The organism is Bradyrhizobium sp. WBOS08 (assembly GCF_024585125.1).
GTDB classification, from domain to species: Bacteria; Pseudomonadota; Alphaproteobacteria; order Rhizobiales; family Xanthobacteraceae; genus Bradyrhizobium; species Bradyrhizobium japonicum_B.
This window is the reverse complement of record NZ_CP028988.1, coordinates 4,550,360-4,571,787: the sequence shown is the minus strand read 5'-3', so window position 1 is coordinate 4,571,787 and position 21,428 is coordinate 4,550,360. Positions and strand designations below refer to the sequence as shown.

Here is a 21,428-nt window from a genome sequence, read left to right as displayed (position 1 = left end):
CACACCAGACTTCCTTGCTCTTCAGCCCTCGACGCGGGTCTGGCCTCGAACGCAACTAAGAACGATTAGCAAGTAGTTGCATTCCTAGTTATTCTATGGGATCCTTTTGCGAATGACTTGCAATCGCAGGGGGCTTGCGAGCGAACCCAGAGCCCCTGCGTCGATCGGTCCCTTGGTTTGCGTAGGTTGGTGGATTGTCGTGGTGAGAAGATCGAGCTTCCCGGGCGCATTGGCGGCGGCGACCATCGTCGGTCATCTGGCGAGTTGTGTCTCCGCCTCCGCTGATGAGGGCGCACGCGGCCTCGCATATGCGGCTCCGTGGCCCGGCTCCGCGCCTGGCCTCGGCGCCAACAAGCTTGCGGGCGGGTTGCCGTCGGCCCACGCGGAGATCGACACCGAGCACATCTTCGGCTTCAGCATGGGCTCCGATATCGGCAAGACCGGCGATATCGAGATCGAGTTCGAGAATGTCGGCGCGTTCGGAAAACGTTCAGGCACTTACGCAGCCTGGGCCAATCTCAATCAGGTCAAATACACGGTGTCGGATAACTTCCGGATCGCACCCGGATTTTCGCTGAGCGGGCAGCACATCAAGGGCGTGCCGGGACTTGCCGATCATCGGGACATCGCTTTCAGCGGTGGAGCGCTCGAGCTGCGCTACAAGCTGGTCGACCGCACCGTCGCGCCGTTCGGGCTGACCCTCCACGCGCAGCCCGGCTGGAGCCGGATCGACGACGCCAGCGGCATGCATATCGCACAATATGGCGCGGAGTTTGCCGCGCTGTTCGATCGCGAGCTGATCAAGGACAGGCTGTTTGCGGCCTTCAACGTCTGGTACGGGACCGGCGGAACGCGCGAGATCTCGACCAATCTCTGGCGACACGATTCCGAGATGCAGTTGCAGACCGCGATCTCGTACGCACTGCAGCCCGACCTCGTGCTCGGCCTCGGCGTACGCTACGCACGGGCCTATGACGGCGCCGGCCTCGACCGCTTTTTGGGAGATGCCGTCTTTGCTGGCCCGACCTTCTCCTACAACATCTCGAACGAGGTCGGCATCTCCGGCACCTGGCAGATGCAGGTTGCCGGCAAGGCGATCGGCGACAATCGCAGCCTCAACCTGGAGCAGTTCGAACGGCACCAAGCGCTGTTGCGTCTCAACCTGCATTTCTGATGACAGCCGCACGAACGGCGTGGACGGTCGCTAGGCAGCGCGTCCGCTCCTTCGGATATCAGCCTCGCGCCGCAAAGCCGCGCATTCGGCCCCGTATTTCCGCGAGCCGAGTTCGCCGGCCAGAAGCTGAGCTGCGTGAATTTCCGCCGAAGCGCCTCGAACGTCATCATGCGCCAATTGCAGCTTCGCGATGCGGAGCCTCAGCCTGACGGCCTGCACTCGCCCGTCGACACTCGACCATAGCTGCCGGGCCAGATGAAGATGCCGCAGCGCAGAGTCGTAATCGTCGCGCGCATGGGCGAGGACCGATTGCGCCTCGTTCGTCAATGCCCGGATCGACGGCATCGGCCACCTGTCGGGACTTCCGGAGAGTTCCTCGATCAGCGCCGATGCCTGCTCACGACGGCCCGTGTGCGCGGCGGCAAGCGCCAGGTGCGCGAACAGAATTCCCCGCCGTTGCAGGGTCCACCAGGTCTTTCCGATCAAACTACGTTCGAGACTGGCGTAGGCGGCTTCAGCCTCGCCACGTTCCAGCAGCAGCATGGCGCGGCCCGGTTCCGGGCACCAGCCGCGCGCGTAAGCCTTCTCATAGGCTTCGAGCGCGTCGTCGTCGTTACCGATCGCCGCGTGAACGTCGCCAAGCACGCGGTTGGCGTCGCCGATCGCCCAAGGTGCATCGCCTGTGAGCCGTGCCAGCGAGTCCTGAATGCGGGACAAGGCTTCGCCGAGCGAGCCCCTGACGCCGAGAACCTCGGACCGATGAAGCTGGCAGGAACCGGTCAATTCCATCCCGCTCTCGGTGCAGTATTTCTGATAGCCCAGCGTCCACTGGTCGGCCCTCGCCCAATCTCCGAACATCCGCGCCGCCCACAGGATGTTGCAGTAGAGGATGCCTCCGACAATGGGATCGATATCTCCGCTGGAGAGCGCCATCGCAGCGGCGAGGTCCTGGTCCGCCAGTCCTGCGCGTGTATCGCCCAGACACAGCCGGTAGAATCCGCGATAAGCAAGACTGAGCGCCTCGATGCCAACAGCGTCCTTGTGGCGGACCGTGCTGTAGGCGATGTCGGCAAGCGAAAGCGCCTGTTCAGGCTCGCCGTCGAACGCGGCGACCTTCGACTTCATCCAGAGAATTAACGCAGTCGTGGCGGGATCCTCGATCTCGCAGGCCCAATCCTCCGCTTGAGCCAGCCAGCCCTTGGCAATCGCCGCCTGGCCGCGCTCGAAATGCAAACCGGAGAGCGTGACGGCGTCGGTGACGGCGAGCGGCACGTTGCCGGCCCTGGTGTGGACGGCAACTGCACGGGCCAAGAGAGGCAGAGCCGCGTCGGCCCTGCCGGTGCACTGCAAGGCCAGCGCCCATTGGCGCAAGTCGGTGCCTTCGAGCAGTTGGACAGTATCGGCCGCCTCGAACAGCGCTGCGGCTTTGTCCCAGGCCTGCGCGGCAACGGCGCGCTGTGCTTGCACCCGCAGGTCCGGGGCTTGCTCTTCGATCGTCCCGGGAGCAGCAACCTGCAGCTCCGATACGCCGTCGATGCAGAAACGATATCCCCTGCCCGGCATGTTCCGGATGACGCCATCCATCCCACCTTTGCGGAGCACGCCACGCAGCATGCTCACTGCCCGTTGCAGGGAATTGTCGGTGACCGTTACGTCAGGCCAGAGGGTATCGAGCAGCTCTTCCTTGGTGACGACTCGGTCCCGGTTACGAGTCAGGTAGACCAGCAGATCGAACACGCGGGGCTGTAACGCGACTTCCCGCTGCGCGTGAAGAAGCGCGCGGCCCGCTTCGTCGAGCTCGAAGGGTCCAAACCTGAGGGTCATATCGGTGTGTCTGGGAGAGACGGAAAAGGTTCAGACAAGGATCAGGCAATGATCAGGCGCCGGTAAGGACGATCAGCGCCGGCGGCGCCTATAGCTCCTCACGGCCATCGGTCACGACCAACCGACCGGCGGCATCAACCCCGAGGAGACGTCTTATGGAACTCTATGTCATTCGCCGCCCAAGCGCCTGGGCAAATCTGAGCGAACTGGAAGCCGCGGGCGCGAAGTCCGCGCGGATCGGCAACGAGCAGATGTCCGACCGCGTTCGCTGGATTCGCAGCTATGTGGTCCATGAGGCCGACGGCCGCATCGGTACCTTCTGCATCTATGAAGCCACCGATGGGGAGTCGATCCGCGAGCATGCACGGCGCGTCGGCATACCGGGCGAGGAATTCTACAAGGTCGCCACGACGGTGGTCGTCCGCAACGACCCCGCACCGCAGACAGCAGCCGCCGAATAGCGGATCAGCGGCGGGCGCCGTCATCGTACTCGATTCCGTGAAAGGAAAGGAAATGTCCATTCAGTCTCAGGCGCCGCCCGCACTGAGCCCCTCGCAGCGATATCTCGCCGGCATCCTGCTGCGGCTGCGTCGACTGATCAATCAGTCTGTCGCCAGCATGCTGGCGAACCGCGAGAAGGCCGCAATGCAGTTCGCGAAGGGTTTCCCATCCGGGCCACGCCCCGCACGCAAGCGGTAGAACGGGTCGAGACGCGCTTCACCATCAAGGGATCTGCAAGTCCCAGCAACAGTTTCAATTCAAGGAAGTAGTCATGAAATCTTTCCTCCAATCCGACGCTCCTGAAGCCAAGTCCTCCAAATTCAGGCATCTCAAACAGGGAAACTTCAAAACCAGAACCGCCGCGTTGGCGATCGTGACGTTCGGGGCCGTCACGCTGTCGATTGTTCTGGCTTCGGCCGCAACGACGTTCGACGATCCTCATGCCGAAGGCGCGAGCGGCGCAGCGGTCCAGAAACGCCTCGGCAGATGCAAGGCTCCGACGCTCCCGCCCCCCTTTGCAATGTGATGAAGGCAACAGTGGCACGCCACTAAATCAGCCATTCCATCCCCTCCGCGAAACTGGAAACTCCATCATGTCCATCACCATGCATAACGGACCCGCTCAGTCGGCAAGTTCGCTCGCGGCACGAAGCTTCGTGCTCGGCTACGGCGTCCTCGCGTATCTCATCTTCTTCGGGACTTTTCTCTACGCTGTCGGCTTCATTTCGCAGCTCATCGTGCCGAAGACGATCGACAGCGGTGTGGCCGGCTCGACCGCACAGGCCCTATTGATTAACCTCGCGCTGATGTCCCTGTTTGCCGTCCAACACAGCGGCATGGCTCGCCATGGCTTCAAGAAGTTGTTCGCCGCGTTTGCTTCACCCGCGCTCGAACGCAGCACCTACGTGCTGCTGGCAAGCCTGAGCCTGCTCCTGCTGTTCTGGCAGTGGCGGCCGATCACGTCCATCGTTTGGGCATTCGAGACGCCGATTGCCGTACACGCCGCTGTCGCTGGCAGCTTCGCCGGCTGGCTCATCGTACTGTACAGCACGTTCCTGATCAGCCATTTCGAACTGTTCGGACTGACCCAAGTCGTCAGCCACTTTGCAGGTCGGCTCGCCGAGCCAATGAAGTTCAAGACGCCGGGCCTCTATCGCCTGATCCGGCATCCCATCTATCTCGGCTTCATCATCGCGTTCTGGTCGACACCCACCATGACACTCGGCCACCTGCTGTTCGCGACGGTGACGACGGTCTACATCTTCGTCGGCATCTGGTTGGAGGAGCGCGACCTGGTCACCCTGTTCGGAGATCAGTACCGGCACTACAGGGAGAAGGTCGCGATGTTGATTCCGGGCCTGTTCTGATCCGGCGCGAGCATGGGGTTTGAGCGGCCGAGCAGGGCTTCGGCCGCTCAAAACCATGTCGAGCGCGCTTCTCTACCGTTTCGTCCAATCGATGATCCGGCCCGGGTCAGCATCGAACTCCATGCTGCAGAACGCGCCGCCCTGGAAGTAATCGCCGACCGGATCCGGCTTGAGCTTGGCCTGCTCCGCCATGGCGTGCTCGCGGAAGTCTTCGGCGCGGCCGGTCGGACGGTAGCCGAGTTCGTAGGCGCGGTGGTTATCCCACCAGGCGCGCTCGTTGAAGGAAGCGCCGTAGAAGACCTCGAAATGGATGTCGGGATGCTCGAGCCCGATGCGGCAGAGCTGCACGAGGTCGTCGGGCTTGAGCCAGATCGAGAGCCGGCGCTGGTCGAGCGGCATGTCGCCGAAATTGCCGATGCGCAGGCACGTCACCTTCATCCCGTGCTTGTCGGCATAGAGCGCGCCGACGGCCTCGCCGAACACCTTGCTGACGCCGTAGCGGCTATCGGGACGCGCAGTGACGTCGGTGCCGATCCTGTGGTGGCGCGGATAGAAGCCGACGGCGTGGTTCGACGAGGCGAACACCACGCGCTTGACGCCCTTGCGGTAGGCCGCCTCGAACAGATTGTAGCCGCCGATGATGTTGGCCTGGAGGATCTGGTCCCAGCTGCCTTCGACTGAATAGCCGCCGAAATGGAGGATGCCGTCGACGCCCTCGCAGATCGCCTCGCATTGCGCGAGATCGGCAAGGTCCGCCGCCTTGAACTTCTCGTTCGCACCGAGATCCGCGGGCGGCTTGATGTCGGAGAGCAGCAGATCCGGATAGATCGGCGGCAGCAGTTTTCGCAGGCTGGTGCCGATTCCGCCTGAAGCTCCCGTCATCAAAATACGCGGCATGTCTTCCTCGCCTGTGGTGTCCGAATTGCGGTCAGGTGTCTCCAATGATAGCAGGATTGTCCAGAGGGAACGAAACGAGAGAACCGACATGAATGAGGCATCGTCCCACCCCCAGGAACGGCCGGGCTGGCGGCCGGCGAGCTACTATCCCGATCCGGCCATCCACGCGCTCGATCCCCGCTTCGAAAAATACTGGCTGAAACTGTCGGCGGTGGAGCGGGTCACGACCGGCCTGCGCTGGGCCGAAGGACCGGTGTGGTTCGGCGACGGGCGCTATCTCCTCTGCAGCGACATCCCGAACCAGCGCATCATCAAATGGGAGGAGGAGACCGGCGCCGTCAGCGTATTCCGCAAGCCCTCGAACTTCGCCAACGGCAACACGCGCGATCGCCAGGGCCGGCTCGTCACCTGCGAGCACGGCGGACGGCGCGTGGTGCGCACCGAATACGACGGCAGCATCACGGTGCTGATGGATCAATTCGACGGCAAGCGGCTGAACTCGCCGAACGACGTCGTCGTCAAATCGGACGGCTCGATCTGGTTCACCGACCCGACCTTCGGCCTGCTCGGCAATTACGAGGGCTACAAGGCCGAGCCCGAGATCGAGCCAAACGTCTATCGGTTCGATCCGGCAACCGGCAAGGCGACCATCGTGGCCGAGGGCGTGCTCGGGCCGAACGGGCTGTGCTTCTCGCCGGACGAGACAATCCTCTACGTCGTGGAATCCCGCGGCGTGCCGAACCGGAAGATCCTCGCCTATGACGTTTCAGCCGACGGCACTGCGATCTCGAACAAGCGCGTTCACATCGATGCCGGCCCGGGCACGCCCGACGGCATGCGCTGCGACATCGACGGCAATCTCTGGTGCGGCTGGGGCATGGGCGATCCCGAGCTCGACGGCGTCGTGGTGTTCGCGCCCGACGGCGTCATGATCGGCCGCATCGCACTGCCCGAACGCTGCGCCAACGTCTGCTTCGGCGGCCTCAAGCGCAACCGCCTGTTCATGGCGGCGAGCCAGTCGATCTACGCGCTGTACGTGAACACGCAGGGCGCGGTGGGGGGATAGTTCGAAATCGTAGGGTGGGTTAGCCGAAGGCGTAACCCACCTCTTTGGTCTCCACGGCGACATACATGGTGGATTACGCTTCGCTAATCCACCCTACGAACTCCGCAAAACAAAAACGCCGGAGCGGCCTCCCGCTCCGGCGTCCTTCTTTCCAACCGCTCGAACTTACGCCGCGTTGAAGCCGGCGACGGCCTTCACTTCGAGGAAATCCTCGAGGCCGAACTTGCCCCACTCGCGGCCGTTGCCGGACTGCTTGTAGCCGCCGAACGGCGCGGTGCGGTCGTTGGGCACGCCCTGAAGATTGACGTTGCCGGCGCGGATCTGGCGGCCGACGCGCTTGGCGTCCTCGACCGACGGGCCGTAGACGTAGCCGGCGAGACCATAGGGCGTGTCGTTGGCGATCTTGACCGCGTCGGCTTCGTCCTTGGCGCCGATGATGGTCAGCACCGGTCCGAAGATCTCTTCGCGCGCGATCGTCATGTCGGGCGTGACGTCGGCGAAGATGGTCGGACGGACATAGAAGCCCTTGTTGACGCCTTCGGGCAGGCCCGGGCCGCCGGCGACGAGCGTTGCGCCCTCGTCGATGCCCTTCTTGATCAAGCCCTGGATCTTGTCCCACTGACCGCGGTTGACGACCGGGCCAATGGTGGTGCCTTCGGCGCGCGGATCGCCCGCCTTGGTCTTGTCGGCGGCGGCCTTCGCGATCGCGGCGACTTCCTTCATCTTCGACAGCGGCACGATCATGCGCGAGGGCGCGTTGCAGGACTGGCCGGAATTGTTGAACATGTGCATCACGCCGCCGGTCACCGCCTTGGTGAGGTCGGCACCTTCGAGGATGACGTTCGGCGACTTGCCGCCGAGCTCCTGGCTGACGCGCTTCACGGTGGGCGCGGCGCGCTTGGCCACGTCGATGCCGGCACGGGTCGAGCCGGTGAACGAGATCATGTCGATATCGGGATGCTCGCTCATGGCGGCGCCGACCTCGGGGCCGAGGCCGTTGACGAGGTTGAACACGCCCTTGGGCACGCCGGCCTCATGCAGGATTTCCGCGAAGATCAGCGCCGAGGTCGGCGTGAACTCCGACGGCTTGAGGATCATGGTGCAGCCGGCGGCGAGCGCGGGCGCGACCTTGCAGGCGATCTGGTTCAGCGGCCAGTTCCAGGGCGTGATCATGCCGACCACGCCGATCGGCTCGCGCAGCACCATGGCGGTGCCGACCGGCTCCTCGAAATGATAGTTCTTGAGCACGTCGAGCGTGGTCATGAGATGGCCGAGGCCGGCGCCGGCCTGCAGCTTCTCCGCCATCGGCAGCGGCGCGCCCATCTCGTCGGAGACGGCGGCGCCGATCTCCTTGAGGCGGCCTTTGTAGACCTCGATGACCTTGCTGAGCAGCGCGACGCGCTCATCGCGGCTGGTCTGGGAGAAGGTCGCGAAGGCGCGCTTGGCGGCGGCAACCGCCTTGTCCACGTCGGCCTTGGAGCCCAGCGCAACCTCGTACATCGCCTCTTCCGTCGCGGGATTGACCACGGCGGTGGACTTCTTGACGACCGGATCGACCCAGGCGCCGTCGATGTAGAATTGCATGCGATTGACCATCGTTAACCTCTTCTTGGGGGCTTGGAGGGGGCGTTTCGGCCGGCATCCTTGCACGAAAGCGCCGGCAATTGAACCCGCCGTATGCGGGCCAGCGTTGCGGCGGACGCGCGGAATATGGGACGCGATTTGAAGCGAGGCAAGCGGCTCTGGGTCCCGGCTCGACGTCGCGACATTTCATGTCGCGCCGCGTCCGGGACACGAGATTGTAACGAGCCCAGACAGTCTCGTGCCCTGGACGCAGCGCAGCACTTCTTCAGTAATGCGCTGCAGAGCCGGGGCCCATGCGCATGGTTACCCCGACTACACCGCCATCTTCCGGTGCAGCACCGGCGCGCCCACGGTGAGGCTTTCGGCCGCATCGATGATGGCGTTGGCGTCGATGCCGTAGTGCCGATAGAGGTCCGCGATGCTGCCGGTCTGGCCGAACTGCTCGACACCGAGCGCCTCGACGCGGTGGCCGCGGATGCCGCCGAGCCAGCCGAGCGCGGACGGGTGGCCGTCGATCACGGTCACGATGCCGCAGTCGCGCGGCAGCGGCGCCAGCAGCTTCTCGACGTGGCTGAGATGCTGCACGCCGCGGCGGTCGCGGCGCAATTTCCGCGCGGCGGTCCATCCAGCGTGCAGCCGGTCGGCCGAGGTGATCGCGAGCAGGCCGACGTCGCGGCGGCTCTCGCCGACGAAACCGGTGGCCTCGATCGCCTCGGGCGCGACCGCGCCGGTATAGGCGATCACGACTTCGGCATTCGGGCCCGGCTTGCGCAGCCAGTACGCGCCGTCGGTGATGCCCTGCTGCAGCTCCGGTGTCATGATCCGCTGCGCCTGCTCGATGCTGCGCGTCGATAACCGCAAATAGACCGAGCCACCCTCGCCCGGCTCGCGCTGCATGTGCTGGAAACCCCACCCCATGATCACGGCGAGCTCGTCGACGAAGGCCGGCTCGAACGAGGCGAGCCCATCCTGCGCCATTCCGATCAAGGGCGTCGCGATCGACTGATGTGCGCCGCCCTCGGGCGCGAGCGTGATGCCCGACGGCGTCGCCGCCACCATGAAGCGGGCATCCTGGTAGCAGGCGTAGTTCAGCGCATCGAGCCCGCGCTCGATGAAGGGATCGTAGAGCGTGCCGACCGGCAAGAGCCGCTCGCCGTTGATCTGGTGCGACAGGCCGAGCGCCGAGAGCATGATGAAAAGGTTCATCTCGGCGATGCCGAGCTCCAGATGCTGGCCCTTGGGCGAGGCGTCCCAATTGTAGGTGGAGGGAATTTTCTCGCTGCGGAATAAGTCGGCCTTCTCGGCGCTGGCGAACAGGCCGCGGCGGTTCACCCAGGGGCCGAGATTGGTCGAGACGGTGACGTCGGGCGAGGTCGTGACGATGCGCCTGGCCAGTTCGCTGTCGCTGCGCGCGATCTCGTTGAGCACGAGCCCAAAGCCCTGCTGGGTCGACATCTGCGGCGATGGCTTGAACGCGAGCTGGGCGGGCACCTCGATCACAGGTGCGCTCAGGCGGCGGCCGTCCTGGTTGAAGGGCACGCGTGCGAGGAATGCGTCAAGCTCGGCGGCGGATTGCGACAGACCCTCGTACTTGTCCCATTCATGGCCGGGCCGGATGTTCTGGCTGTCGCGATATTTCTCCATCTGCGTAACAGTCATCAGGCCGGCATGGTTGTCCTTGTGGCCCTGGAACGGCAGGCCGACGCCCTTGATGGTGTAGGCGATGAAGCAGACCGGGCGATCGTGATCGATGGAGTCGAATGCCTCCAGCATGCTCGCCATGTCGTGGCCGCCGAGATTCGACATTAGTGCCAAGAGCTCGTCGTCGCTGCGCTTGTCGATCAGCTTGGTGATCTGGCCCTGGTCGCCGATCTCGTCATGCAGATGCTTGCGGAAGGCCGCGCCGCCCTGGAAGCACAGCGCCGCATAGAGCGCGTTCGGGCAATAGTCGATCCAGCGCTTCAAGGCTTCGCCGCCGGGCTCGGCAAAGGCCTCGCGCATCAGGCGGCCGTATTTCACGATCACCACGTCCCAGCCGAAGTTGCGGAACATGGTCTCGAACTTTTCCCACAGCCCCTCGCGCACGACGGCATCGAGCGACTGGCGGTTATAGTCGACCACCCACCAGGTGTTGCGCAGTCCGTGCTTCCAGCCTTCGGCCAACGCCTCCCAGATATTGCCCTCGTCCATCTCGGCGTCGCCGACCAGAGCAATCATGCGACCTTCGCGGCGATCCTTCATCCAGCCGTGCGCCTTGACGTAGTCCTGCACCAGCGAAGAGAACAGCGTCTGGGCGACGCCGAGGCCGACCGAGCCGGTGGAGAAATCGACGTCGTCGACGTCCTTGGTGCGCGAGGGATAGGACTGCGCGCCCTTGAAGCCGCGGAAATTCTCCAGCTTCTCGCGGCTCTGCCGGCCGAACAGGTACTGGATGGCGTGGAACACCGGGCTCGCATGCGGCTTCACCGCGACGCGATCCTCCGGGCGCAGCACGTGGAAGTACAGCGCCGACATGATGGTCGCGAGCGAGGCCGAGGAGGCCTGGTGCCCGCCGACCTTGAGGCCGTCCGCATTGGCGCGGATGTGGTTGGCATGGTGGATGGTCCAGGACGACAACCACAGCGCCTTGCGGCTGAGGGCGGTCAATGTGTCCAGACGGGCGGAATCGACGGGCATGGCGATGCTCCGGAATCTGATCCGCCGATCATACCCCTGCGGGGGTCGCCAAATATCTCAATTTCTTGCGGTAAATCTGGCCAAATTGGGATAATTTCCCACACTACCGCCAGAAATGCAGGTTTCATCCCAATGCCAGACCTCGACACCATCGACCGCAAGATTCTCGCCCTGCTGCAGGCAGACAGCCGCATGACCATGCAGGAACTCGCCGACAGGGTCGGTCTCTCCGTCTCGCCCTGCCATCGCCGGGTCAGGCTGCTGGAGGAGCGCGGCGTCATTTCGCGCTATGTCGCGACCGTGGACCAGAAGGCGCTGGGCCTGCACGTCAGCGTCTTCATCTCGATCAAGCTGGCGCGGCAGAAGGAGGAGGACCTCAACCGTTTCGCCCGCGCGATCTCGAAATGGGACGAGGTGCTGGAATGCTATCTGATGACCGGCAATCGCGACTATCTCCTGCGCGTCGTCGCCGCCGACCTCGCCTCCTACGAGACCTTCCTGAAGACCAAGCTGACCCGTCTCGATGGCATCGCCTCGATCGAATCGAGCTTTGCGCTGAGCCAGGTGAAATATTCGATCGCGCTGCCGGTGTGAGCTGCATCAGCGGGGTCGCACGTTGTCACATGGCCGCAACAAACGCCGCCGATGGTCGTTGTGACTGGTATTCGAGCCGAGAGAAGCACCCATGACCGCAGCCGATCGCAAATCCGAGATCTCCAAGCGCGCCCGCATCATCCAGGAAATGGCCGACGATCTCGACGAGGAACTGGAGATGGAGCTGGATGATGCCCGTCTCGATGAGCTCCTCGACGAGACCGGAACGCTGAAACCGGCGGTCGATCGCAGGCTCTATTTCCGGGAGCTGCTTCGCCTCCAGGGCGAGTTGATCAAGCTCCAGGACTGGGTGCAGAGCGAGCGGAAGAAGGTCGTGGTGCTGTTCGAGGGCCGCGATGCCGCCGGCAAGGGCGGTGTGATCAAGCGCATCACCCAGCGCCTCAATCCCCGCATCTGCCGCGTCGCGGCGCTTCCGGCGCCGAACGAGCGCGAGCGCACGCAATGGTATTTCCAGCGCTACGTCGCGCACCTGCCGGCCGGCGGCGAGATCGTGCTGTTCGACCGTAGCTGGTACAACCGCGCCGGCGTCGAACGCGTGATGGGCTTCTGCTCGGAGGACGAATATCAGGAGTTCTTCAAGACAGTGCCGGAGTTCGAGCGCATGCTGATCCGCTCCGGCATCATCCTGGTCAAGTACTGGTTCTCGATCACCGACGACGAGCAGCAGTTCCGCTTCACCATGCGCATCAAGGATCCCCTGAAGCAGTGGAAGCTGAGCCCGATGGACGTCGAGTCACGCAGTCGCTGGGAGGCGTACACGAAGGCCAAGGAGACGATGCTGGAACACACGCATCTGCCGGACAGCCCGTGGTGGATCGTCGATGCCGTGGACAAGAAGCGCGCCCGGCTCAACTGCATCGCACATCTATTGACTCAGATCCCGTACCAGGAGGTCGTGCGAGCTCCGGTGACGCTGCCCCCGCGCGTGCGCAATCCCGACTATCAGCGTGGCCCGGTCCCGTCGGAGATGTATGTGCCGGCGAAATATTGAGACCACTACCGCCACGGCTGAACGATGATCTTGGTGTGCGCTTCGGGATTGGCAAGGTCGGCGAACGCCTTTGCGACGCCATCGAGGCCGACCTCGGCCGTCACCATGGCGGCGGCGTCGACCTGCCCTTCGGCGATCAGGCGCAGTGAGCTTGCGAACTCCTCCGGCGTGTAGCCGAGCACGTATTGGACGTTCAGCTCCTTCATGATGCCGAGCATCGGCTCGTTTCTGTCGCTCTCCATGCAGACGCCGACCACGACGATCCTGGCATCGCGCGGCGCGCCCTCGAACACCTGCTGGAGCAGGCCGGGCACGCCGACACATTCGAAGATGATCGCGGGCTTCAGCGCCGGCAGCATGGCCTGGAACGGCGGCCGTGCCGCCTTCTCCGCGTCCGACATCTGGGCGTGCTCGGCCCAGGTCGCATAGGGCTGCGATGCCCTGGGATCGACGACGACATCGGCGCCGAGCCTGGCTGCGAGCGTGCGCCGCGCCGGCGAATAATCGGCGGCGACGATGGGATGCAGTCCCCTCAGCTTCAGGGCGGCGATCACCGCAAGTCCGACCGGGCCGCAGCCGATCACCAGCGGCACCTCGCCGCCACGGATATTGGCTTTCGCCACGGCGTGGACGCCGACGGCAAGCGGCTCGGTCAGCGCGGCATGTTCCGGCGCCAGACCATTGGGCACTTCGAGCAGCAGCGCTTCGCTGAGCAGCATCGCCTCGGCATAGCCGCCGATATTGTCGTTGGAATAGCCGATGCCTTCGATCCCCCCAGGCGTCAGCAGCGCCGGCAGCGAGCAGACGCGCGTGCCCGGCTTCAGCTTGCGTGCGGTGCCGGCTCCGTAGTCGACGATCTCGCAGCAGAACTCGTGGCCGAACACGACGTCGCGGGAGACGTCCATCGGCTTGCGGCCGGTCTTTTGCGCCATCTCCGCCAAGCGATGGGCGTGCTGGCGCGCGTGCAGGTCGGAGCCGCAGATGCCGCAGGCGAGCGTCTTGACCAGCACCTGGCCGACGCCGGGCCTGGGCTCGGCCATCTCCCCAACGACAATCTCACCGTTCCTGAAAATCGCCGCGCGCATCCGGCTCCTCCCGTTTTCGTTGGCGCCATTGATAGCACGAAGCGGAAGCTGCGAACTTGCGTCAGGGGTTCGGGGAACGCTCTTCCAAGACCAGCAGCTGGGCGCGCCGGACCCGCTCGCGATGGGCGATGTAGAGGCCGCTGGCGACGATGAAGGCGGCGCCGACGACGGTCCAGACGTCAGGGACCTCGCCGAAGATGAAGAAGCCCAAAATGCTGACCCAGAGCAGCTGCGTGTAGGAGAACGGCGCCAGCACCGAGGCATCGCCGTAGCGATAGGCCAGCACGATGATCCACTGGCCGACGGTCGAGGCAACGCCGATCACGATGCCGAGGCCGATTGCCGTCCAGCTCGGCGTGACCCAGACGAACGGCACCATGACGCTGAGGATCGCAACGCCGGTCAGCGCGGAATAGGCCATGGTGGTGAGCACCGCTTCGCGGCCGCTCATCATCCGTGTCAGGATCAGCGCGGCGGCCCAGCAGAATGCCGAGATGATCGGGAAGAATGCGGCGGCATGAAACGCGCTCGTGCCCGGCCGCAGGATGATCAAGACGCCCGTCAGGCCGATCGCGGTCGCGATCCAGCGGCGCATGCCGACCTTCTCGCTGAGGAAAATGATCGACAGCGCGGTGACGAACAGCGGAGAGACGAAGCCGGTCGCTGAGGCCTCCGCGATGGGCAGAAATGCAAGACCGGTGATGAAGAACAGCGAGGAGCCGAGCAGTGCGGCGCCGCGCATCAGCTGCAGGCCGAGCCGCTCGGTGCGCATCGCATGCAGCGGCGAGCCCGGCAGCATCACCGGCGTGAACAGCAGCGCGAACGTGACGAAGCGGATCCAGGTGATCTCGATCGACGGCAAACTGGTCGACAGATATTTCGCGGTGACGTCGGAGCAGCCCAGGAAGATCGTGGAGAGCAACACCAGCGCGATGCCCTTGAAGGGATGATCGACGCGCGCAGGCGCGCGGCGGGCCTTCTGCTTCTTCTCCGGCACGGGCATGGGAATAGTGTCGAGCCTTGCGGCTGCGGCGGGCGGCGGTGTCACGGCAGGAACCCGGGCAAATGCGAATCGAGGAACGGTTGTAAAAAACGCCAAATGCGCCGTGTTCACAACTTCCGAAAACAGGATGCCGATATGCGCGGGCCGCCGCGCGCGTCAATGCTCCGTTAATAATGGGCGTTTGTGCACTACAGCATGGGCAGGCTGCGCGGCCTCGGCCCGCGCGGAAACGCCGCATCGAGCGCTGCAATCTCGTCCTTCGTCAGCACGAGGTTGCCGGCCGCCGCATTCTCGCCGGCATGTTCCGCCGATGATGCCTTCGGAATCGCGAACACCGTAGTCGCACGGGTGAGGAAGCTCAGCGCGACCTGACGCGGCGTCGCGCGACGCGCCTCTGCGATGCGCGCCAGCACGGCGCCGCCCTTGCTGCGCGCATCCGGGAAATCATCGTGGCCGAAGGGGGAATAGGCGACCACCGCGACGCCGTGCCTCTCGCACCAGGGGATCACCGCATGCTCGATGGCGCGTTCCTTCAGATGATAGAGCACCTGGTTGCAGGCGATCCGGCCTTTGCCGGCGACTTCGAGAATCTCGTCGAGATCGTCGGCGTCGAAATTGGAAACGCCCCAGGACTTGATCTTGCCTGCCTGCACCAGCTCCTCGAACGCCGCCACCGTATCCTGCAGCGGATAGGAACCGCGCCAATGCAGGAGGTAGCAGTCGAGGCGATCGGTCTTGAGCCGCTTCAGCGAGCGCTCGCAGGCAGTGATGGTCCCGCGGCGCGAGGCGTTGCTCGGCAGCACCTTGGAGACCAGGAACACCTCGTCGCGACGTCCCGCGATGGCATCGGCAATGACGAGCTCCGCATCGCCATACATCTCGGCGGTGTCGATATGCGTCATGCCGAGATCGAGCCCGCGCTGAAGCGCAGCGATCGCGCGTTTGCGGTCGCCGTGGTCGAGATACCAGGTGCCCTGCCCGATGACGGAAACGTCGGCGCCGGTTCGGCCGAAAGGTTTTGCGTTCATGTTCGCTCCGCTGTGGTTCTTCAGCTCAGCCAACCGTTACCAAGCTCAGGAGTTCAATCCGCTGATGTCGGCGACCAGAATGCTGCCGGTCGACGACTCCGTGATATAGAGCCTGTCTTTCCCGGCGCCACCGATCGCGACGTTGGTGCAATTCGGCCCCGCGCACGACTTGATCCGCGCGATCAGTTCGCCGTTAGGGGCGAACACGAAAACGTGGCCGAGCGAGGCGTGGCCGACGAACAAGCGGCCCTTCGCATCCATCGTCATGCCATCGGGACCGCTGGTGCCGAACAGCGAGCAGAAGCGACCGACCTTGGACACGCTGCCATCCTTCATGAACGGCAACCGCCACACCGCGTTGTCGCGCGTCATTGCCACGAACAGCACGGTTTCGGTCGGATCGAGCACCAGGCCGTTGGGACTGATGCCGGTGTCGATCAGGCAATCGAGCCGGCCGTTCGACGCCAGCCGATAGACCCGGCCGCTGGGGTCATGCAGGCCGGTCTGGCCCTGATCGGTGAAATAGATGTCGCCGTTGGAGGCCAGATGCAGATCGTTGCAGCCGCGAAACGATTCCGAATTGCGCGCGGTCAGGACGGGCGTCACGCGGCCGGCTTTGGCATCGAGCTCCATGATGCCGTGCATGTAGTCGGCAACCAGAATGCGTCCGTCGGCGGCGATCTTCAGGCCGTTCGGCCATCCCTCGTACTCGATCACCAGCGACCATTCCCCGTCGGGCGCGACGCGAAAGATGCGACCGAAGGGAATATCGACTATGTAGAGATTGCCGTCCGTGTCGAAGGAAGGCCCTTCGATGAAACTGTCGGTCGGCACATGTGGCCGGTTGGCATCGGCCCAATCGCTCCGCACCCCCTTGCGGCGGAACTCGTCAGGCATGGCGGAGAACAGCGTGGTTTCGATCAGCCGCGGCGGCGTTTCCAGGTACATCATTTGTTGTTGTGATTGTTGAGGGAGAGCGCGCGGCAGCATAGGGCACTATCGGAGGCGCGTCGATTGGGGCGGCATGCCTACTTCCACGCCACACCGTGTCCCGGACGCGCTGCAGCGTGAAACGCTGCTGCGCAGAGCCGGAACCCAGAAAAGCCAAGCGCTCGCTGCAACATGGGCCCCGGCTCTGCAGCGCACCGTCGAAGAGACGCTGCGCTGCGTCCGGGGCACGAGACGGCTCTTGGTCCTGAGAAGAGAGATCTACCCCGCCGCGCCGGCGAGCTTGGCTTCTTTCACCGGCACATCCGTCGCCGCAATCAGACGCTTCAGCTCGGGGATGCAGGAGCCGCAATTGGTGCCGGCCTTGAGCTCGGCACCGATCTCGGCCGCCGTGCGCGCGCCGGCGGCGATCGTGTCGCAGATGGTGCCGCGACCAACGCCGAAGCAGGCGCAGACGATCGGCCCGGTCGAGGTCGCCCCCTCCGCCGACTTGCCCGAGAGCAGTATACGGCGCTGCTCGTCGCTGACGTGATCGGCCGCAAAAGCAGTCTTGACCACCTCCCAATCGCCGGCGTCATGCCCGGGGCCGACGAACAGGCAGGCCTCGATGCGATCACCAGCGAAGGAGGCGGCGCGATAGATACCGCCGCCAAAATCGCGATATTCGGCGACGTCCTCGCCGGCGACGCCGTCGAGCCAGGCCGGCCAGCGCGACAGATCCGCGTTGTCAGCGAACAGATAGCCGAAGCCGCCGGCGACCGTGACGCGGGTCCACAACACGTTTGATGGAAGGTCGAGCTGCTGCCGCGACAGCGCAAAGCCGCGAAAGACAAATTCGTAAGGCGCGATCGCGGCCGGCGTCGCCTTCGATTCCGGCTGTCCGGAGAACGGATCGGTGAACGACTGCACCAGCGCCCCGACGCGGCCGTGCGAAGCATTCATCGCGCTCCAGTGGATCGGCACGAACAAGGCGCCGCGCTGCTGTCGTTCGCTGACGACCACCTTCAGGATGCACTGTGCGTAGTCGGTGGTGATGCGGGCATAGCCGTCGTGAACGATGCCGTATTTCCTGGCGTCATCGGGGTGGATCTCGACGAACGGCTCGGGCAGATGCGCGCCGAGCCGCTGACTGAGGCCGGTGCGCGTCATGGTGTGCCACTGATCGCGGATGCGTCCGGTGTTGAGCCTGAGGGGGCGCGAGGGACCGGTCTCGCTGCGTAGTAACGGCACCTCCGGCGCAACGAAGCGGCCTCTGCCGTCATTGGTGAAGAAGCCGCCGCTCGCGAAGAAACGCTCGCCGGGCGCGCCACCGTCGCGCACCGGCCATTGCACCGGCTTCAGGGCGTCGAAGCCCTCGTCGGACAGCGAGGTCAGCGCGCCAATGTCGAAATCGCGGCTGCCCTCGTTCTCGAATGCCGAGAGCGCGGCGTGCTCGCGGAAGATCTCGGCGGCCGATTTGTAGTTGAAACTGTCGCCGAAGCCGAGACGCTTTGCGGTCTCGCTCAGGATCCACCAATCGGGGCGAGCCTCGCCCGGCGCCGGCAGGAACGAGCGCTGGCGCGAGATGCGGCGTTCGGAATTGGTCACCGTGCCCGACTTCTCGCCCCAGGCCAGCGCCGGCAGTAGCACGTGCGGACCCGCCTCGACGGTGTCGTTGGACAGCACGTTCTCGGAGACCACGAACAGCTCGAGCTTCTTCAACGCCTCGCGCACGAAGTCCGCATCCGGCAGCGACACCGCAGGATTGGTGCCCATGACCCAGAGCGCCTTGACCTCGCCGCGATTGATGGCCTCGAACAATTGCACCGCCTTCAGCCCCTCATGGGTGGCGATGCGCGGCGCCTTCCAGAACCGCCTGACACGATCGATGTCCGGCGGCGTGAAGCCCATATGGGCGGCCAGCATGTTGGCGAGGCCGCCGACCTCGCGGCCGCCCATCGCATTGGGTTGGCCGGTGAGCGAGAACGGCGAAGCGCCCGGCTTGCCGATGCGACCCGTCGCGAGATGGCAATTCAGGATCGCGTTGACCTTGTCGGTGCCCTGCGCCGACTGGTTGACCCCTTGCGAATAGAGCGTAACGACGCGCGGCGTCTCGCGAAACATCCTGAAGAAGGTGGCGACGTCCTGCTCGCACAGGCCCGTGGCGAGCGCCGTCGCGCGGACGCTGCCGGCGATGCTCCGCGCGCGCGCCAGCGCGTCCTCGAAGCCCGACGTGTGGTTCGCGACGTAATCGGTGTCCAACGCGCCGTTGTCGACGAGATCGACGAACATCCCGGAGAAGAGTGCCGTGTCGGTGCCCGGCTTGAGGCCGAGAAACAGGTCGACGTCATCGGCGGTGTCGGTGCGGCGCGGATCGATCACGATCATCCGCGCCCCCCGCTCCTGCCGGTTCTTCAGCATGCGCTGGAACAGCACCGGATGGCACCAGGCCGCATTCGAGCCGACGAAGACAAGCAGATCGGCCTGGTCGAGATCCTCGTAGCAGCCGGGCACGGTGTCGGCGCCGAAGGCGCGGCGATGACCGGCGACGGAGGACGACATGCAGAGCCGCGAATTGGTGTCGACGTTGGCCGTGCCGACAAAACCCTTCATCAGCTTGTTGGCGACGTAATAGTCCTCGGTGAGGAGCTGGCCGGAGAGATAGAACGCGACCGCGTCGGCGCCGTCGCGGGCCACGATGTGCTGCATGCGATGGGCGACGTGATCGAGCGCATCGCTCCAGGCGACGCGTTCCAGCACGCCCTTGCAGCGGATCATCGGATAGAGCAGCCGGTTTTCCAGTCCGACGGTCTCGCCAAGCGCCGAGCCCTTGGAGCAGAGCCGGCCGAAATTGGCGGGATGATCAGGATCGCCCGCGATCGCCGCGCCACCCTTGCCGTCGGGCGTCGCCAGCACGCCGCAACCGACGCCGCAATAGGGACAGGTCGTCTTGGTGGCGCGGAGCGAGGGATCGATTGCCGTCATGTCGAACTGCCTTGTCAAGCTGGCCGGTCACGCCGCCCTGGGAGGACGCGCGAGCGCGCGGCCGAACATCATGTCGGTGCGGATCGCCGCCACCTTGTCGCCATTGCGGATCAGCTCGAGATACCAGAGCGCGTCGGCGTTATCGCCGATCAGCACCGCACCGGTGAGCCGGCCGTCCGCGATCACCAGCTTCTTGTAGGTGCCCCGTCTGCGATCGGTCAGCACCAGGCTCTCGCTGCCCTCCCCGCCCATGAAATCGCCGGCGGAGAACACGCTGACGCCTGACACCTTCAGATTGGTCGAGACCACGCTGCCCTGATAGGCGGCGGGCCGGCCGGCCAGGTGCCGCGCCAGCACCCGCGCCTGCTCGTAGGCGGGCTCGACCAGGCCGTAGCAGGTGCCGCGATGCTCGGCACACTCGCCGAGCGCGAAAATGTCGGACGAGGACGTCTGCATGACGTCGTTGACGACGACGCCGCGATTGACGGCGATGCCCGCCTCTTTCGCCAGCGCGACGTTCGGCCTGATGCCGGCAGCGAAGATCACGGCGTCGGCCTCGATACGGCTGCCATCGGCAAGCTCGACGGCCTCGACATGTCCATCGCCATGGATGCGGGCGGTCGAGGCGTTGAGCAGGATGCGGATGCCCTTGCGCTCGACCAGCGTCTTGAGCAGATCGGCAGCCGGCCCATCGAGCTGGCGCTCCATCAACCGGTCCATCAGATGCAGCAGCGTCACCGGCGCCCCCGCCTTGGCGAGGCCGTAGGCTGCTTCAAGTCCGAGCAGGCCGCCGCCGACGACGACGACGCGCTTCCTGGCCGCGGCCAGCGTCAGCAAGAGGTCGACGTCGCGGGTGTCGCGAAAGGTGTGCACGCCGGCGAGGTCGGCGCCCGGCAGATTGAGCCGAAGCGGCGTCGATCCCGTGGCGAGCACGAGCTTGGAATATTCCATGCTCTCCTCGCCCTCGATCTTGAGCTCGCGGCGGCCGACATCGATCTCGGTGACGCGATAGCCGTAGCGCACGGTGACGCCGCGATGGCGCCACCAGTCCGCCGGCCGCAGCTCGATCTCGTGCGAGCCGGTCTCGCCGGCCAGCACGGATGAGAGCAGCACGCGATTGTAAGCGAGCCGCGGCTCCTCGCCGATGACGGCGACCGCGTAGCGGCCGAGCGCGGACTTGGCGAGCTCGTCGACCAGACGCGCGGCCGCCATACCGTTACCGACGATGACGAGCGGTTCACTCACGAGACATCTCCTATTCGGCGGCCTGCGGCTGTGCGCCGTAGGCCTCGGACATCATGTAGCCGGACAGCACGCCGTAGGCGTCGGTCCAGGCCTTTGCCAGCTCGGGCGTCCAGGCTTCGCCAAGGCCCTTCTCCAGGGTCCACAGCAGCGTCGCGCCGACCACGGGATAGTGCTCGGCCGCCGCGCCGTAGGCGACGTGGCGCTTGGCGAGCGCGGAGGCCGCGGGAAGAATCGAGTCCAGATTCGACAGGCCGCCGACGACGGCGGCGAGCATGCCCATCAGCTTCTTGCGCTGCTCGGTCATGTCCTCGGGAAACATCGCGCGCACGGACGGCGCCACCTCGAACAGACGATCGTAGAACAGCACCGCGGCCTGCTCCGAAATCGGCGCGACCTTGGAAAAGCTCTGCTGAATGAGGGTGATCTGTTCTGGCGTCATGATGTTCTCCTGTCTGCTTCG

19 protein-coding genes are annotated in these 21,428 nt (G+C 64.9%); 8 read left to right on the top strand and 11 right to left on the bottom strand.

The features are described from left to right. The first annotated feature begins 202 nt into the window (after positions 1-202). Positions 203-1,174, top strand: coding sequence for a transporter (locus DCM80_RS21500; protein ID WP_257193566.1), 972 nt, complete (start codon positions 203-205; stop codon positions 1,172-1,174). Positions 1,175-1,204: 30 nt separating this feature from the next. Here the strand turns inward: DCM80_RS21500 and DCM80_RS21495 are convergent, their stop codons facing one another. Next, on the bottom strand, positions 1,205-2,998 hold the full coding sequence (locus DCM80_RS21495) for a winged helix-turn-helix domain-containing protein (protein ID WP_257193564.1): 1,794 nt from the start codon (positions 2,996-2,998) through the stop codon (positions 1,205-1,207). A gap of 155 nt (positions 2,999-3,153) precedes the next feature. Between DCM80_RS21495 and DCM80_RS21490 the strand changes: the two genes are divergently transcribed. The 4 genes from DCM80_RS21490 to mddA all read left to right on the top strand — a co-directional run bounded on the left by DCM80_RS21490 (position 3,154) and on the right by mddA (position 4,866). Continuing rightward, positions 3,154-3,459 carry a DUF4242 domain-containing protein gene (locus tag DCM80_RS21490; RefSeq protein ID WP_257193562.1) on the top strand — a complete coding sequence of 102 codons (306 nt, stop codon included), beginning with the start codon at positions 3,154-3,156 and terminating at the stop codon, positions 3,457-3,459. 52 nt (positions 3,460-3,511) lie between these two features. Beyond that, entirely contained in the window at positions 3,512-3,697 is a 186-nt protein-coding gene (locus DCM80_RS21485; protein ID WP_257193561.1) for a hypothetical protein, read from the top strand. A gap of 73 nt (positions 3,698-3,770) precedes the next feature. Continuing rightward, the gene (locus tag DCM80_RS21480) at positions 3,771-4,025 is read left to right on the top strand and encodes a hypothetical protein (protein WP_257193560.1); all 255 of its coding nucleotides are present in this window, start codon (positions 3,771-3,773) and stop codon (positions 4,023-4,025) included. Between the two features lie 79 nt (positions 4,026-4,104). After that, positions 4,105-4,866, top strand: a complete 762-nt coding sequence (mddA, locus tag DCM80_RS21475) for a methanethiol S-methyltransferase (RefSeq protein ID WP_257197996.1) — start codon at positions 4,105-4,107, stop codon at positions 4,864-4,866. A gap of 72 nt (positions 4,867-4,938) precedes the next feature. Here the strand turns inward: mddA and DCM80_RS21470 are convergent, their stop codons facing one another. After that, positions 4,939-5,763, bottom strand: coding sequence for an NAD(P)-dependent oxidoreductase (locus tag DCM80_RS21470; RefSeq protein WP_257193559.1), 825 nt, complete (start codon positions 5,761-5,763; stop codon positions 4,939-4,941). 88 nt (positions 5,764-5,851) lie between these two features. Here DCM80_RS21470 and DCM80_RS21465 point away from each other — a divergent pair, with 88 nt between their 5' ends. Then, entirely contained in the window at positions 5,852-6,829 is a 978-nt protein-coding gene (locus DCM80_RS21465; protein ID WP_257193558.1) for an SMP-30/gluconolactonase/LRE family protein, read from the top strand. Between the two features lie 165 nt (positions 6,830-6,994). Here the strand turns inward: DCM80_RS21465 and DCM80_RS21460 are convergent, their stop codons facing one another. After that, positions 6,995-8,425: an aldehyde dehydrogenase family protein gene (locus DCM80_RS21460; RefSeq protein WP_257193557.1), complete on the bottom strand. Its 1,431-nt coding sequence runs from the start codon at positions 8,423-8,425 to the stop codon at positions 6,995-6,997. 300 nt (positions 8,426-8,725) lie between these two features. Beyond that, a complete protein-coding gene (locus tag DCM80_RS21455; protein WP_257193556.1) occupies positions 8,726-11,089 on the bottom strand; it encodes a transketolase in 2,364 nt (787 codons plus the stop codon). A gap of 132 nt (positions 11,090-11,221) precedes the next feature. Here DCM80_RS21455 and DCM80_RS21450 point away from each other — a divergent pair, with 132 nt between their 5' ends. Together DCM80_RS21450 and ppk2 are read left to right on the top strand one after the other, a co-directional pair. Beyond that, the gene (locus DCM80_RS21450) at positions 11,222-11,683 is read left to right on the top strand and encodes an Lrp/AsnC family transcriptional regulator (protein WP_257193555.1); all 462 of its coding nucleotides are present in this window, start codon (positions 11,222-11,224) and stop codon (positions 11,681-11,683) included. 91 nt (positions 11,684-11,774) lie between these two features. Next, positions 11,775-12,695, top strand: a complete 921-nt coding sequence (ppk2, locus tag DCM80_RS21445; protein ID WP_257193554.1) for a polyphosphate kinase 2 — start codon at positions 11,775-11,777, stop codon at positions 12,693-12,695. Between the two features lie 5 nt (positions 12,696-12,700). Here ppk2 and DCM80_RS21440 read toward each other — a convergent pair whose 3' ends face one another. The 7 genes from DCM80_RS21440 to DCM80_RS21410 form a co-directional block, all read right to left on the bottom strand. Next, on the bottom strand, positions 12,701-13,780 hold the full coding sequence (locus tag DCM80_RS21440; protein ID WP_257193553.1) for a zinc-binding dehydrogenase: 1,080 nt from the start codon (positions 13,778-13,780) through the stop codon (positions 12,701-12,703). Positions 13,781-13,841: 61 nt separating this feature from the next. Then, a complete protein-coding gene (locus DCM80_RS21435) occupies positions 13,842-14,783 on the bottom strand; it encodes a DMT family transporter (RefSeq protein WP_257180868.1) in 942 nt (313 codons plus the stop codon). A 188-nt stretch (positions 14,784-14,971) separates the two neighbouring features. Then, the gene (locus tag DCM80_RS21430) at positions 14,972-15,811 is read right to left on the bottom strand and encodes an aldo/keto reductase (protein ID WP_257193552.1); all 840 of its coding nucleotides are present in this window, start codon (positions 15,809-15,811) and stop codon (positions 14,972-14,974) included. Between the two features lie 45 nt (positions 15,812-15,856). Further along, the gene (locus tag DCM80_RS21425) at positions 15,857-16,759 is read right to left on the bottom strand and encodes an SMP-30/gluconolactonase/LRE family protein (RefSeq protein ID WP_257197995.1); all 903 of its coding nucleotides are present in this window, start codon (positions 16,757-16,759) and stop codon (positions 15,857-15,859) included. Positions 16,760-17,020: 261 nt separating this feature from the next. Then, positions 17,021-19,723, bottom strand: a complete 2,703-nt coding sequence (locus DCM80_RS21420; RefSeq protein WP_257193550.1) for a nitrate reductase — start codon at positions 19,721-19,723, stop codon at positions 17,021-17,023. Between the two features lie 27 nt (positions 19,724-19,750). Then, positions 19,751-20,968, bottom strand: coding sequence for an NAD(P)/FAD-dependent oxidoreductase (locus tag DCM80_RS21415; protein ID WP_257193549.1), 1,218 nt, complete (start codon positions 20,966-20,968; stop codon positions 19,751-19,753). Between the two features lie 10 nt (positions 20,969-20,978). Continuing rightward, a complete protein-coding gene (locus DCM80_RS21410; RefSeq protein ID WP_257193548.1) occupies positions 20,979-21,407 on the bottom strand; it encodes a globin family protein in 429 nt (142 codons plus the stop codon). Positions 21,408-21,428: the final 21 nt, after the last annotated feature.